Genomic DNA, 15,801 nt, shown 5'->3' with positions numbered 1-15,801 from the left:
CCATGAAACTAAGCCAACAATCACTATCCATTATCGAATCGGCTATCCAAAAGGCAGTCGCTAAATATACATGTAACTGTGAACAAACAGTTGTAACCGACATCCATCTCCAACCGGACCAGACATCGGGACAACTTAATATTTACAATGATGATGATGAAGAACTGGCGAACATCATGGTCGAAGAATGGGCTACGTATGAAGGGGATGATTTCCTTGAAAGCGTGGAACCTTCTCTACGCAACATTCTTTGCAGAATGAAAGATGCTGGAGACTTCGACAAGGTGACTATCCTGAAGCCTTACTCTTTCGTTCTGGTAGATGAAGAGAAAGAAACCATAGCGGAATTGTTACTGGTGGACGATGATACGATCCTGGTGAACGATGAATTGCTGAAAGGGTTGGATAAGGAATTGGACGAGTTCTTAAAAGAATTGTTGGAAAAATAATATACAGCATTTTTAGGATAGAGTTCGTTCAGGATTAATATAAATATCCGAAATCATTATATAAAGAGAATCGGAAGTAAACAGGGTATTTCCTGTTGCTTCCGATTATTTTTATAGATACTTCCCTATTGGTTATTTATTATATTTGATCGAGATATTAGCAAGTCGAAGCGGCATGAAGCTCGATACACCGGACGGAAGTCGAACAGGTCGCAATCTGATACAGATATTATCGCGGTTCAATAAGGCATCCGGCAGTTTAAAATCATAGACCTTATAACCCGGAATATTTTTCTCTGTCTGCCCTCCTGCAGCCGTTCTGTCAAACTGTCCCAAGATTGTGAATTCAGAATTATCTACTTTTACCCATTCACCACTCATCGAATAAGCATATTCAACCACGGCCACAGGCCCACCTCCCCAACTTGAATTCATTTCAACCTGAAGAGAAAGTGAGGTAGAAATCCCCACTGTCGATATTTTATCTACATAGAAATATGAACTTGTAGACCATGGCCTACTATTGAAGGCTCCACCTTGCATACGACCATAATATCCATTTGTGGTATTAAGATTCATATCTCCCCGGAAATCATCCTGGAAACCTAATATGTAATCTGCATAGGTTTGCTGGAAATGCTTATTCCCGTCTTTATTAAGAATAGCATTTGACTGCGATGCTTCTCCGCCTGTCGGATGATACTCCGTAAATGTAGAAGCACCTATTTCTTTCCAATCGGGCACATTACAATCCCACTCCACGAGCACCGAAGTGATCTCGTTCATATCACCGATATTGATGTCCTCTCTATGAAGTGGAAGAATACACAACCGGCTTTCGGAGATGTCAAAATTGGTAAGCTTGACTTTCGCTACGATTCCGGTGATGGTTCCTGAACCTTTAGGAAGTGTCTCATGCGCATAAGGAGCATCGAGCGAAGTAAGCATATATGTATTAGAGCCGTTTTTATCTCTGATGCAGGTTGGATAGTATCTGTAGTATGCCGGGAATTTCTCCACCCAATAATTTTTATTCGCCTTACGGTCGGCAGCTCCCGGATCGGTAGTCTTGAAATTAGTAAATGCGCCTACCGGAGAGGCAATCTCGACATCTTTTAAGGTCACAAGGCTGAATACCATATTATCCGTTAGTTCTGCGATTGTTTTTTCAGGAATCGTGAAGGTGGAAAGTTCCGAACTGATAACATGGGCGGCAGTGATACCGCTAATCAGTCTGTAGGTAAAGCTGCCCTCTGATTCTTCCTTTATCGTTCCATCTTTCAAACACAATGAGACCTTGGCAAATTGCGCAAATGTAATCAGAGACTCTGATTCAAATACCACTGTCTCCCCGGTCTCATTCTGAATGACATAACGATTGTTCGGGAAGTTTTTCGATGTACCAGTGGCAACGATCGTTCCTTCAATATATACATTGTTAGTAATTCCACCGACAGGATAGCCATAAACGGTTGGATAGCTGACAAGTTCTGCATTCGCATATTCAGAATATGCTTGCGACAGGTTGATTGTAGTCGTGGCTTTACGTTGGTATTGATCGTCATAACTCAATACGATACTTCCTGTACGGGGTGATTGAGAATTTGTTTCCGTATTGAAATAAAGTTTTCCGTCACTTATCCGATACTCTTTCACCCATTCCACTGTCGGCGTAATCACAATATCCGTTTCAGGCACATTGGTCGAAATATCCATATTATATTCGCCTCCTTTGGTAAAGAGTTCCATATTATCACTGGCAGGAACTATAAATGGATAACGGGATAGTTGTTTTATCTTGATTACATCCGAAGTCTTCCCATCTTTTGTAAACACACGAATATCACAGAAACGTTCGGAATCACTGATATTTTCATCATAAGTCACTGTGAAATAAGTTCTTGATGACTGGGCTCCACGTATATCTGTAGAAAACCAGGTTGATTCTGCAAAGTCTATGCGCCACTCGGTATTGGATTTCACTTCAACCTGAACCGGAGCACCTTCAGCCTGAAGAATAATCTCATTATTTGTTATTTCCAATATGCCGGCTTCATTTTCGTCAGAGCATGACGGAAACATGATAATTGCCATCACAGCCCCAAAAGCTGCCCAGGCTATTGAATCTTTAATTTTCATATTCATCAATTATTAGATTTAATTTCACCTGTTTTATATAGTATCTCATAAGCTTCATTTCGATCATTCAACACAAAGATCTGAAACTTCTCTCCTCCCGGATAAACACGTGTAACAACATGTCCGGCTGGTTTTATCTTCAAACCGTCTTCACCCAGCCTGCTCCTGTTACTGTCTACCATACCGGCGGCAAAAACCGACCGTTCACCGGCATAAAGGCTTTGAGACAGCATCCGGCTTAGCGGAGCCGGTTGAGGATGATAGTAATCCCACACGGGAATCACGTAGGCTTGCGCTTTCACTTGGGAAATGTAGGTATCACACATAGCGTCAGAGTATGCATGATGATTGGCCACTACCACATCTGTTTCGCCCAGCAATGTAGCTACAGGTGTTTCTATGTCAAACCATTCCGGCGCTTTTTCCACTCCAAGGATATCTCCGCCCGAGAAGTAATCGAAATTACCGTATGTGATACGTATTCCGCAACTGCAACGGTTCTCGTTCAACTGTTCGCTCGAAGAAGCGGTAGATGGCACAAGCTCTTTGGAAGTCGTTCCGCTGCCTGTCCAAATCTTACCGTTACCCACAATATTACGTACTTCGAATGTAGGATAGGAACCCGGAGCTTTTAATAGTTTGATTTGTGTGTTACTTCCTGTCACAAACCCTTCATTCTTTTTACCTTCCCGGTCACGAGCGGCAACATATAATTTATAGTTTGAGATATGGGCACCCGTAACTTTAGCCGCTGTCGGATAATCGTATGTAGGGTAGCCACGATCTATCAATGTGGAAATATCCAGAAGATTACCCACATGAGTTATTCCGGTAAGTTTGTAGTCCAGCCCTACTTTTTCGATTGCCAGTTTTCCATTTTGTCCGATATGGTCTGTATCGAAGTGAGTGAGCAAGGCATAATCAATAGCACCGTTATTTTTCAACGGCAATGAAAAATGTTTTATATATTGGGCAATCCATTCAGCAGGCCGTTTAGAGTCATTAGGAACTGCTTTCATAATCTCCTGGGTACCGGTGTGTACTCCCAAATCTCCTGCATCCAGCAACATGGTAGTCCCGTCCGGGAAAATAAGATAGGCTGCATTCCCTCTTCCCGTGCTAATCTGATGAATGTCCAAATAACCAGCCTGCCACTCCGGAAGGTATTCATACACTTTATCTACAGCATCATCCGGAAAAGGCTTTTCCTGTTGGCAACTAGCGAATGTAGGCAGCATCATAACGGCTCCTAGAAATAATATCTTACTATTCATTGTTTTATTCTTTAATGTTCTATTAATCAATTTGTTTAACACTGTATATACCGGCTTCCTCTTTCGTCATTTCATCGCCGCCTCCATATCCCGGATTCTGTCTCAAGACGTTGCTGACGGAAATTGACTTTTCCGGAATAGGAAAGAGTTCATAATGATCGTCATTAGTAGCTTTGTGATCCCACCAGGTGCCTGTTGTATATAAGCCCCAGCGACGAAGATCGGTACGACGACGCTGCTCGCCAAGAAATTCGACCATCCACTCATCGAGAATCCGATACTTGTCAATATTCGTTTCAGTCACCGGATCAGGGTCTACTTCATTCTCAAAGTTGCGTTTACGCACTTCGTTGAAAAGATTGGCTGCTTCTTTCTTATATCCGCTTCTGTATTTACATTCGGCAAGCATATAATAGATTTCTGCAAAACGAAGAACCGGATAGTCAGGATTAAAAGCAAGTGTCTTGTCTGTATTGTCCGGCACCGGCAGTTTGCACAAACGTATTCCCGAATTCTCTTCTCCGGTACTTATATTGGAAGGAAGTTCATTTACGGAAGAATATTCTCCGTCTTTCACTTTCTTAAATTGTGCTACCTGGTCAACAAATTCAAGAACCTCACCCGGGTATTCATACAGTCCCGTACATTTCACCTCTGTTCCACTTCTTGATATACGTTGTAATTTTCCGTAAAGAAACATTCCTTCGTATTTGCCATTTCCTTTATATACATACAATTTCTTACGAAGGTCTTTCGCATGAAACTTGGCAAAAGGACGTCCGAGTTTGTCCGTATAGGGATCACCATTGGGTTTCAGAGATGGTTGAAGATGCATACCGTTCGTAGAGGAATAGCCGCTAAGATCGAAATAGTTCTTCGCATTATAATGATTATAACGTTCGAACTGCCACTGAAACAGAGTTCCTTTTGCATATTGCGACTGAACGGACCACATCACTTCTTTCGACTTGTTATTTTCGAAGGTGAAAGGACCGAACCAGTCTTCTTCCAACTCGTAATAGCCGTATTTACCGTCTAGTAAATCCTGACAAATCTGCGCACATTCAGCAAAGCGACTTTCCCCTGTATAGACTTCTGCATTAAAATATAATTGAGCAAGTAGAGCAGCCGCGGTTCCTTGGCGTAAGTAACCTTCTTCCAGCATATCTGCTGTTTTTTTCTCTAGTTTGGGGATGGCGGCAAGCAGGAGTTCTTCCACATAATTAAAGGTTTCCCGTGCTGTGGAACGTGGAGATTCCTCTGTGGTAGAACGTCGGTAAATAGGCATACCGCCATAGAAATCAAGTCCTCTCAAATAGAAATAGGCCACTAATGTCTGGAGCTGCATCTGATGATCTGCCTTCAGTTCTTCCGTCATACCTAATGAAACATAGTCTACACCAGCTAAGTCTTCTTTACAGGCTAAAGCCATGGCTACTCCCATACCTACTCCACGCCATGTTTCTTCGTTGTTGGGGTGAAGTGGTGTCCAGTCATGGTGTTGCAGCTGGGCGTATCGGACATCATTGTAATGTATTCCTTTTTGTGTGACACACATCTCGTCTGTTGTACATTCCTGAAGAATGGCACGGTCGAATCCGTGAAACCAACGCCAGTGCGTGAAAGAGCGTACCAGAAAAGAGTAGACAGTTTCCTTAGATGTGAAATAAGTATCCGGAGTTACTTCGGAATACCACTTCTCATCCAGATTAGTACAACCGGAGGCCACCAAAAGGGTGAGGAAAGAGATTATAATTAGAATATTTCGTCTCATATCATTATATTAGTTTATAGGTACTTTACTATTAGAATTGGATTTTCATACCAAAGGTATATCTACGAGTTTCAGGGTAAATATTATTAAACCATTCATAACCGGGATCCAAACCGTTCACATTCACTTCCGGATTCAATCCTGAATATTTTGTAAAACAGGCAACGTTACGGACGGTCAGGTAAAGCTCAATCTTATCTATATACTTTTGCCATTTTTTCATGTTAAGAGAATACCCCAGGCTAATGGCATCAATCTTCAAGAATGTACCATCCTCAAGCCAGTAATCGCAAAGTTGCTTTACTTCTTTGATGTGCCGGTTATCAATGTATGCGTTGCGAAGAACATTCTGGCCTGCCACTTCAGAAAGTCCATAGTACATATTTATGGTATTGAACACATCGAAATCGATCCAGCTACGCAGGTTGATGCCTAAAGAGAGATTTTTGTAAGTGAAGGTATGATCCCATGATACCATCAATGCAGGAATGGCATTGCCGATATATCGTTTGTCGTCATACGTTTTTTTATCGCTAAGGATTACATTGTCATTCTTATCATACAGAAGCCACCTGCCATTGTCCGTGATACCGGCATATTTCCAGATGTAATAGCTTCCGATTTTTGTTCCGGCCTCAATTCTACCGGCTGATCCGTTTGTACCCGGTGACGGAAATCCTACACGATCCTGATAGGTATTATTGCCCCACAAAGAGGTTATTTTGGAGGAGGAGTGTGATAGGCGCATAGTAGTTGTCCAATTAAAGTTTCTGGTTTTGACGGGTACTCCTCCTATCTCGAACTCCCATCCGGTATTCTCAAGATTACCGTAATTCATGGTAGTTGTTTCATAAACAGCGGGAGGATTGGGAACGTTGATATTATATAGCATTCCGGAAACTCTTCTCTTATAAATATCAAACTTACCAAAAAGACGGTTATTCAGAAATGCATAATCCAAGCCGATGTTAAGCTCTGCTTTCTTTTCCCAGTGCAAGTCATAATTGACGTTACGGGCCGGTCCATAAGAGGTGATCCATGTACCGTTATACGGCCACATTGAATTGGAAGAATACATGGCAGTGGATGCTCCTGCAGAGAAATTGTTATTTCCCGTTACACCGTAACCAACGCGTACTTTAAGGTCATCGAGAAAACTGACATCACGCAGAAAGGCTTCATTGGATATACGCCATCCACCTGATACAGCCCAAAATGTTCCCCAACGATGATTCTTTCCGAATTTTGACGAGCCCTCGTGGCGAACACTTCCTGTAAGCATATAGCGGTCTTTATAGCTATAATTCGCCCGACCAAAGAATGAGATAAGACGTTCACGGGGATATTTGTGGGAAGACATTGCCGCCTTTCCGTCGGAAAGCCAGCTACCTGTCCCCATATCCCAAGCCCCTACTCCATCCACAGGAAAATCGTAGTTAGTCATATTAAAGTTTTCAGAGTTATTTTCCCAATAACTATATCCGGCTACCGCACTAACCGTATGGTCGTCTGCAAAAACACGCATGAAATTGATGGTAGGTTCAAAAGAGACATTAACTGTTTTGCTATATGCATGAAATCCTCTTCCTTTATAACTTCCATTTAAAGAGGTTCTGTGTAATGCGGACGTATAATGTGTCTGCTGATACTGGCGATCTTCCCAGCCAAGAGTGGCTTGTGCCGAGAATCCGGCAGGCAAATTGAGCTTTACCGTTGCATCCGCCTTCAGCCATTTGTCAACATTATCTGCCTGCTTCAACATAACTTCTGCTAAAGGATTGTAATATTCACTACCACCAACCAATACATTATATCCTGTTTCACTAGTGCTGTCATATACATGTTCCGTCGGATTCATCTTCAATGCCATGTCGAAATAGGAACTACTGCTCCGCTGATCCCGGTGTGCTTCCCGGTATTCTGTGTGCAAACCTATTTCCAACAAATCATCGAGAAGGTTAAAATTTGCATTGATGCGCCCCGAATAGTCTTTACGGTTGTCACCAATTGCGATACCTTTTTGATCCTGTGCCATAATAGTAGCATATATTTTAGCTGTATGGCCGCCGCCCGAGAGGTTGACAACATGGCGTTGGGAGAGTGCTCCTTCATTCAAAAGTTCACCGTACCAGTCGGTGGATGCACCTAAATCTGTTCCTACTCCGAACCTAACGAAAGCATCACGATCAAGGACCTGCGGTCTCCTGGAAACTTGCTCGGTAGAGAGTTCGCCCGTATATGATAAGGTTATGGGACCTTCTTTTGCTTTCTTGGTAGTCACTAAGATGACACCACCGGCTGCTCTTGTTCCGTAAATAGCACCTGCAGAGGCATCTTTCAATACATCAATAGACTGAATATCTTCCTGACTGATAGAACGTAAATCACCTCCGGGAATTCCGTCTATCACAATCAAAGGAGAAGAGGAAGCATTGATGGACGCTACTCCACGCAGCTGGAAACTGGCAGAAGCATTCGGACTGGAAGTCTCGGAAACATTCATACCGGAGATTTTACCCTTTAAAGCTGTCGCAATAGTGGAGCCTCCCATTCCAGTCACTAAATCTTTGGATGATATGGAAGTGATGGAACTGGTCACTGCACGTTTCTCCATCGTTCCATAACCGATAACGACTACCTCATCCAGCAACTGATGATCTTCTTTCAATACCACTGACAAGTTTGTACGGTTTCCCACCTTTACTTCAAGAGACTGAAAGCCAATATATGAAATCACCAATATGGCATCGGAGGCAACCGTCAACTTAAATTTTCCATCCAAATCGGAAACTGTACCTTTCCCGACCACTCCTTTTTCCTGAATACTGGCACCTATTACCGGCTCTCCCTGTACATCCGATATGATACCAGATACAATCATTTTCTTTTCCTGTTGCGGTGACTGTACCTCAACAGACAGTATAATCTTCTTGTCTAGCACTGAATATCGCACATTAGTGCCAGCAAAAACTTCCTTAAGCACACTAAATATATTACTTCTATCAACTGATATAGATACGCGGCGATTCAAATCCACATGTTTGTTATTGAAAAAGAAATCAAAATCAGACTGCTCTTCAATCTCTTTTAAAATATCCTCCACCCGCTGATTGTGTACATCAATACTGATTAAAGTTTTTTGTGCATAACTATCGGACGCATAACATAGCCCGATAGAGCATACCAAGAATAAAATCAAAAGTCTCATAGATAATGGGATTTTGTTAGAAACTCGCCAAAGCGACTTTACCACCCATAAAAATTGGATGCTAAAATAATTTTGCATAAATTTGTGATGACTTAAAGTTAATAAAAAGTTTATCTAAGCTTGTCGCCAAACAAGCATCAAAAAGATTTACCGATTTCCATACGGGAAGATACGCCAATATCATCCCGTATGTTTTTTAATTAAGGGGCTCTGTCTTTCATTGCATTTTTTGTTTTAAGGTTAATCAATCAGTATATTTCTATTTTGCTCTTTTCATCCTTCATATCCGCCGAATCAAGATACCGCCAGCGGATTTGAGAAGAAAGCTGGAAGTATTCAAGGATACGTTCCAGGCGTTGGTTGGTAAATGTTCCCGTAAATGAATCTCCTTTCAAACGATCGTTTTTAATAATGAATTCCACATTATACCGTTTTTCCAACATTCGCAGGCCTTCTTCCAAAGGAGTATTTCTGAATATAATCTTACCTTCTTTCCAGGCAATCTCCGATTCTCCGGAAGTGGCATAAAGCTGAACCTTATTATCTTTTGAATCATAGACCAATTTCTGTCCCGGATCCATCATCACTTTTTTCGAGACATCATTTGATTTATAAATAAAACCGATCTTTCCTTCTACCAATGTCGCTGAAATCCGATCTTCTTTCTCGTAAGCCTCTACATTAAAATGAGTTCCCAGTACTTCTATTTGTGATTGATGGGAAGTGGAGACTATAAATTTCTTTTCCGGATTCTTAGCCACTTCAAAATAAGCTTCTCCCTGTAAAGTCACATTTCTTGTATCATTATCGAAACGTGAAGGATAACTTAGTGTTGATTCCGAATTCAGATAAACAAGCGTACCATCGGGCAGGGTCAATGAGGTCATCATCCCAGGATTTGTTTTCACTTCCATGATTTGTGCCAATTCCTGTTCGTTTCCTCCCCAATACTGGAGCATCAATGTAACGAGAAGTGGAATGAACAAAATTGCTGCCGCACGTTGTGCCCATTGCCACCACATCGTTCCCTTGTGTCTGTTACCCGACATTCTACTTTTCACCTTCAACAATGCTTTCTCCGTATCGACTTTCTTCATAACATTAACTGTATCCGTGGCAAGATAAAGAGCATGTATCTGTTTTGCCATCCGTCGATTTTCGTCCGATTCACTCATCCACATCTCAACTTGCAGACGTTCTTCTTCCGTTGCCACCCCTTCACAATAACGGGGAAGCAGTTCTTCTATCGTATTTCTATCTGTTTTATCCATATCTGCTTTTATTGCCTTTTACTATAAGACAAGGGAGAATAGGAAGACTCCTAAACTAAAAACCATTTTTTTTCAAAAAATCTCTGTTTCTATCTAAAAAAGCTATATTTGCAGTTAAATTATGGAGCTAATACATGAAAGGAACTTATCAATCAGACAATGATTTTCTATTATCAGCCGTTCAACGCGGAGATCAAAAAGCGTTCGATACACTGTTTCGGAGATATTATCCGATGCTGTGCGCGTATGGTCACCGGTTTGTCGAGTTGGAAGATGCAGAAGAGATTGTAGAGGATTCTCTTTTATGGATTTGGGAAAATCGGGAAACACTGGTTATCGAGTCTTCTCTTAATTCTTATCTTTTTAAGATGGTGTATCGCAGGGCTTTGAACAAGCTTGCACATATCGATGCCACCCAACGGGCGGATACCCGCTTTTATGAAGAAATGCAGGAAATGCTGCAAGATACGGACTATTATCAGATTGAAGAACTTGCGAAACGGATTGAAGATGCTGTCGCGGCACTGCCCGAAAGTTATCGGGAAGCTTTTGTGATGCACCGATTCCGGGATATGAGTTACAAGGAGATTGCAGAAACACTGGGGGTATCTCCCAAAACAATAGATTACCGTATTCAACAAGCGTTAAAGCAACTGCGCGTGGATTTGAAAGATTACCTCCCGTTACTACTACCTCTCTTATTTCCCTAGAGAGACGAAACATATAAGTAACCACCAATATTATTCCATTTGGCTATTACCTGTCAGCTAAAGTATTAATAGACAACTTACGTTGTATTAAAGATAAACTTACGTTCCTCTAAGGCAAAAGTTCCCTTTGACCTGAAACAAACTATAAACAAAAGTTCCAATTATATAAATGCAACCTTCATTTTTATAAATGCAAGTTTCATTTATAAAAACAAAGCTTCCGTTTATAGATTTCTCTTAGACAAAAACAACTTTGGCAGTAAGGAAAAGGAAGTTTGCAATAAGGAGACAGTAACTTATCTATTAACTAACTTCATCTCTTTCTATAAGGAAGCGTAAACCAGAAAGTAGATCCTTTCCCTTCTTCTGAATCTACTCCTATTTCCCCCCCGAGACGCTCAACAATCGTACGACAAATGGAAAGTCCTAAGCCGGTACCTTGAATGAATGGGTTATATTTTACGAATCGTTCGAAAACATGTTCACACTGTTCGTTTGACATACCACAGCCGGTATCTGATACATAAAAATAAATAGTATCGGTGTCTGTCATACGATACCCCATACAGATAGTGCCTGTTTGAGTAAATTTGATAGCGTTATTGACAAAGTTGGCAAGCAATTGTATCAGTCGATTCTTATCAATATAAAAAAGACAACCCGGCAAGCGTTCGGTAAATGCAAGGGTAACATCACTGTTTTTCAAACGTAACTGCATACTTTGTTCGATTTCCTCCATTGTCTGATTAACATCGATCGAGGAAGGATAGAAATCAAATGTACCGGCTTCAATCTTCGATAAGTCCAAGATATCATTTATCAATTGGAGTAGCAAATCGGTATTTGTTTCGATGATATCTGCGTACTCGCGCATTTCGACAGGATCTTCTGTATGGGGAAGCATATTTGAAAAGCCCACGATTGCGTTCAAAGGAGTACGTATTTCATGGCTCATGTTCGCCAGAAAGGCAGATTTCAATTGATTAGCCTGCTCCGCTTTCTCCACCGCTTCACTCAAACGGCTATACGTTTTCCGAAGAATACGAATATAATAGACAATAGCAGCTATCAAAAGTAATAGAAAAACAGAACTAGCAATAATCTTAACATAGTGTTGCTGAAAAAAAGTTTGAGGTTTATCAATATATACTGCATCGTCGGGATAACGACTTGACGGAATATTATAAGACTTTAATACAGGATAACAAAGATAGGAATTTCCTTCCCCTCCCACTCCACCGGGAATATTGCGGGCTTGTTCTCCATTCAATATGCGATTCAGGATTTCCAGCAAAGAATCGCAAAAAGACTCCGTCGATACATAATACCCTCCTGCGAAAGTATTGTTCGATAAATTTTCGGGAGATAGCAAAAACAGAGGTGAGGGAGTAAAATTGGTTATAATTTCCTGTATGTGGTCGAAAAGGTAATTGTTATCATTTTCATTATGAGACTCAAACCAGGAATAGTAAATAATCCCTGTATTAGGTTTATAACTATGCAGGGTATCCAGCAACATTTCTGTCGATAATTGAGTGGTAGAAAGCAAATCCAGACGTAAATCCGGAAAATTCTCTTCGACGGCTTCCTTTACATCTCTACGGGTTTCTTCACTAATATATCTGTCGTCTGAAATAAATGCCAGACGTTGCATATCCGGTATTAGTTTATAAATCAGTTCCACTGTTTCCTTCACATAATAATGCTGCTTTAAAAGTGTCAGATTGTAGCCTCTTCTCCATTCTTCACCGGGGACACTATTGGTTTCTGTTAGTGGAGCATGAGACAGCAAAACGTCGAGAGAAGCAGGCAGGCGGTCGCGGGCATTTGTCACTATTACCGGAACATCTTTCCATACGTCATCAAACAGTTCACGGCAGACAATCCATCCCGGATCTCCAATCAGGACGATGGCAGCGGGAGCTACCGGGTATTTCTCACGCAAATGGGTGACTACGGCATCTGCTTCCATCTTATCCACCAAAGCTGGTACGGAAAGAGATTCCGCTTTGGCAGATATCCCCTGCTTCTGAAGAGCATCGTGTATGCACCAATAGAAATTTTTAGCCCAAGGCAGATTAAAATTAATGGAGTTTAAAACCAGTACTTCTTTATTTGTTATTTCAGTTCGGGCTGACACAGATAATAAGAATCCTTCTATAAAAAGGAATAAGCCTAAGAATGAGATGGTTCGGAGTACTTGTTTCATTTGTGATGTTCTATAATAGCTACGGCAAAGGTAGTATTTATTTCTATTTCGCAAAAAAAGGCATCTCAAAATTAATTGAGATGCCTTATATTATATAAAACCAGGTATCAAAGAGTTATTTCTTCAACAAGATAGTAAGGCTTTCTTTCAAAGAACGAATGATACTTTCCGCATCCGCCTGTTTCTTGCGTTCAAGTTCTATGACGGCTGCCGGAGCATTGTTCACGAATTTCTCGTTGCTCAATTTCTTCACGATGCCTTGCAGGAAGCTTTCCTTATGTTTAAGTTCGGCCAACAGACGAGTGATTTCCGCATCTATATCAATCATGTCAATCAATGGTACGGCAAATTCTGTCGTTCCAACCATGAAAGAAGCAGCACCTTCTGCTTTTTTGAATACTACATTAATAGCAGAAAGGTTACACATCTTGATAATCACCGGATTCATTTTTTCTACCGGATGACTACCCACAACCTGCAATTCGAGTTGTTCCTTCAAAGCAATATTCTTCTGCAAACGAATACTGCGAACATTGCTGATAATTTCCTTAGCCAATTCAAATTCTTGCAGGAATTGCTCGTTTACCTCAAGAGGCTCCTTCATGAGAGTAACCATCAAACTTGCACCCGGTTCGCGCTCACGCAGTTGTTGCCACAGTTCTTCTGTGATAAACGGCATGAAAGGATGAAGCAACTCAAGCAGACGTTCGAAAGAACTAAGCACCATACTATAAATAAAACCATTAATGGGCTGTCCATAAGCAGGTTTCACAATTTCCAGCAACCAGGAAGAGAACTCATCCCAGAACAGTTTGTAAACCAACATCAATGCTTCGCTCAAACGATATTTAGAGAACAAATCGGCAACTTCAACCGCAGCTGCATCCAGTCTCTGGTCGAACCATTGAACAGCCAGATGAGCCTCGGGTGGAACCGGAATGGAACCTTTGCCATTAGTCCATCCTTTAATCAGACGGAAAGCATTCCATATCTTGTTGCAGAAGTTACGTCCTTGTTCGCAAAGGGCGTCGTCGAAAAGAATGTCGTTTCCGGCGGGAGCTGAAAGCATCATACCCATACGTACACCGTCGGCACCATACTTTTCAATCAGTTCCAATGGATCGGGAGAGTTACCGAGCGATTTAGACATCTTACGTCCCTGTTTATCACGAACGATTCCTGTGAAGTATACGTTCTTAAACGGCATCTGTCCCTCGTATTCGTAGCCTGCCATAATCATACGGGCTACCCAGAAGAAGATAATGTCCGGTCCTGTCACAAGGTCGCTTGTCGGATAGTAGTATTTGATTTCTTCGTTGCCCGGGTTGTTGATTCCGTCGAACAAAGAGATAGGCCACAACCAGGAAGAGAACCAAGTGTCCAGGCAATCTTCATCCTGACGAAGGTCTTCCATTGTCAGGGCGGCATTACCCGTTTTTTCTTTTGCTTTTGCCAGAGCTTCCTCGGGAGTAGCGGCTACTACATAACCACCTTCCGGCAGGAAGTATGCAGGAATACGATGTCCCCACCACAACTGACGGCTGATACACCAGTCTTTGATGTTTTCCATCCAGTGACGGTAGGTATTCTTGTATTTGGCAGGGTAGAATTTCAGATCGTCGTTCATTACCGGAGGCAATGCCATATCTGCAAAATGTTGCATCTTGAGGAACCATTGCATAGACAATTTCGGTTCGATCACAACGTTGGTACGTTCCGAATATCCTACCTTATTAGTATAGGCTTCTATTTTTTCGAGCAATCCGGCAGCTTCGAGGTCTTTCTCTATTTGCTTACGAACATCGAAACGGTCCATGCCGATATACATACCGGCAGCTTCGCTCAATGTACCGTTGTCATTGAAAATATCGATACTAGGCAAGTTGTATTTTTCACCCAGCATATAGTCGTTTACATCATGGGCCGGGGTTACTTTCAGACAACCCGTACCAAATTCGATGTCTACATAATCATCCTCAATCACAGGAATGACACGGTTTACCAGCGGAACGATCACTTTCTTTCCTTTCAGCCATTCGTTCTTCGGGTCGTTCGGATTGATACACATAGCCGTATCACCCATAATTGTTTCAGGACGGGTTGTTGCAACAACCGCGTAGCGACCTTCCGGATCACCTTCTACTTTATAGCGAAGGTAATACAGTTTTCCGTGTTCTTCCTTGTAGATTACTTCTTCGTCAGAAAGGGCAGTCAAGGCTTTCGGATCCCAGTTTACCATGCGGACGCCCCGGTAGATCAATCCTTTATCGAACAGATCGACAAATACCTTGATTACACTTTCACTACGTTTCTCATCCATAGTGAAAGCAGTACGATCCCAGTCGCAGGATGCGCCGAGTTTACGGAGTTGTTTCAGGATAATACCACCGTGCTCGTCTGTCCATTCCCAGGCATGTTTCAAGAATTCGTCACGAGATAGATCGGTTTTCTTGATACCTTGAGAAGCGAGTTTGTTTACAACTTTAGCTTCGGTAGCAATAGAAGCGTGGTCAGTTCCCGGCACCCAGCAAGCATTCTTGCCTTCCATACGGGCACGACGAACTAAAATATCCTGGATGGTATTATTAAGCATGTGTCCCATGTGTAACACACCGGTGACGTTCGGGGGCGGGATGACGATGGTGTAAGGTTCACGGCCATCGGGTTTTGAACTGAATAATTTGTGGTCCAGCCAATACTGGTACCACTTTCCCTCCACGTCAGCGGGATTGTACTTACTTGCTAATTCCATATTGTTTTATGTATA

At 41.9% G+C, this 15,801-nt stretch carries 9 protein-coding genes; 2 read left to right on the top strand and 7 right to left on the bottom strand.

Translation table 11 applies throughout. The features are described from left to right. Positions 1–2 precede the first annotated feature (2 nt). Positions 3–449, top strand: a complete 447-nt coding sequence (locus KTR06_RS00800) for a hypothetical protein (protein ID WP_008020975.1) — start codon at positions 3–5, stop codon at positions 447–449. A 132-nt stretch (positions 450–581) separates the two neighbouring features. On the opposite strand, the gene KTR06_RS00795 is transcribed toward KTR06_RS00800, so the two are convergent. The 5 genes from KTR06_RS00795 to KTR06_RS00775 all read right to left on the bottom strand — a co-directional run bounded on the left by KTR06_RS00795 (position 582) and on the right by KTR06_RS00775 (position 10,115). Next, on the bottom strand, positions 582–2,594 hold the full coding sequence (locus tag KTR06_RS00795) for a DUF5689 domain-containing protein (protein WP_212134725.1): 2,013 nt from the start codon (positions 2,592–2,594) through the stop codon (positions 582–584). Further along, positions 2,594–3,862, bottom strand: coding sequence for a hypothetical protein (locus KTR06_RS00790; RefSeq protein ID WP_008645339.1), 1,269 nt, complete (start codon positions 3,860–3,862; stop codon positions 2,594–2,596). Before KTR06_RS00790 ends, KTR06_RS00795 begins: the two co-directional genes overlap by 1 nt. A gap of 22 nt (positions 3,863–3,884) precedes the next feature. Next, positions 3,885–5,636: a RagB/SusD family nutrient uptake outer membrane protein gene (locus KTR06_RS00785; protein WP_217289854.1), complete on the bottom strand. Its 1,752-nt coding sequence runs from the start codon at positions 5,634–5,636 to the stop codon at positions 3,885–3,887. 31 nt (positions 5,637–5,667) lie between these two features. Then, positions 5,668–8,844: a SusC/RagA family TonB-linked outer membrane protein gene (locus KTR06_RS00780; protein WP_217289853.1), complete on the bottom strand. Its 3,177-nt coding sequence runs from the start codon at positions 8,842–8,844 to the stop codon at positions 5,668–5,670. A 248-nt stretch (positions 8,845–9,092) separates the two neighbouring features. Next, positions 9,093–10,115 (bottom strand): FecR family protein, encoded by a 1,023-nt coding sequence (locus KTR06_RS00775; RefSeq protein WP_074909416.1) that lies wholly within the window; start codon positions 10,113–10,115, stop codon positions 9,093–9,095. A gap of 134 nt (positions 10,116–10,249) precedes the next feature. Here KTR06_RS00775 and KTR06_RS00770 point away from each other — a divergent pair, with 134 nt between their 5' ends. Next, entirely contained in the window at positions 10,250–10,825 is a 576-nt protein-coding gene (locus KTR06_RS00770; protein WP_004315857.1) for an RNA polymerase sigma-70 factor, read from the top strand. Between the two features lie 313 nt (positions 10,826–11,138). On the opposite strand, the gene KTR06_RS00765 is transcribed toward KTR06_RS00770, so the two are convergent. Further along, entirely contained in the window at positions 11,139–13,034 is a 1,896-nt protein-coding gene (locus KTR06_RS00765) for an ATP-binding protein (protein WP_217289852.1), read from the bottom strand. A gap of 115 nt (positions 13,035–13,149) precedes the next feature. Next, a complete protein-coding gene (locus KTR06_RS00760; RefSeq protein ID WP_074707468.1) occupies positions 13,150–15,786 on the bottom strand; it encodes a valine--tRNA ligase in 2,637 nt (878 codons plus the stop codon). Between the last annotated feature and the right edge of the window lie 15 nt (positions 15,787–15,801).

Source organism: Bacteroides sp. MSK.20.12, from assembly GCF_019052435.1.
Lineage (GTDB): Bacteria > Bacteroidota > Bacteroidia > Bacteroidales > Bacteroidaceae > Bacteroides > Bacteroides xylanisolvens.
This window is presented reverse-complemented; position numbering and strand designations above follow the sequence as displayed.

Coding starts and splice junctions, on each gene's coding strand:
- KTR06_RS00800 (WP_008020975.1), top strand. CDS start 3: ATGAAACTAAGCCAACAATCACTATCCATTATCGAATCGGCTATCCAA.
- KTR06_RS00780 (WP_217289853.1), bottom strand. CDS start 8,844: ATGAGACTTTTGATTTTATTCTTGGTATGCTCTATCGGGCTATGTTAT.
- KTR06_RS00760 (WP_074707468.1), bottom strand. CDS start 15,786: ATGGAATTAGCAAGTAAGTACAATCCCGCTGACGTGGAGGGAAAGTGG.
- KTR06_RS00770 (WP_004315857.1), top strand. CDS start 10,250: ATGAAAGGAACTTATCAATCAGACAATGATTTTCTATTATCAGCCGTT.
- KTR06_RS00795 (WP_212134725.1), bottom strand. CDS start 2,594: ATGAATATGAAAATTAAAGATTCAATAGCCTGGGCAGCTTTTGGGGCT.
- KTR06_RS00790 (WP_008645339.1), bottom strand. CDS start 3,862: ATGAATAGTAAGATATTATTTCTAGGAGCCGTTATGATGCTGCCTACA.
- KTR06_RS00775 (WP_074909416.1), bottom strand. CDS start 10,115: ATGGATAAAACAGATAGAAATACGATAGAAGAACTGCTTCCCCGTTAT.
- KTR06_RS00785 (WP_217289854.1), bottom strand. CDS start 5,636: ATGAGACGAAATATTCTAATTATAATCTCTTTCCTCACCCTTTTGGTG.
- KTR06_RS00765 (WP_217289852.1), bottom strand. CDS start 13,034: ATGAAACAAGTACTCCGAACCATCTCATTCTTAGGCTTATTCCTTTTT.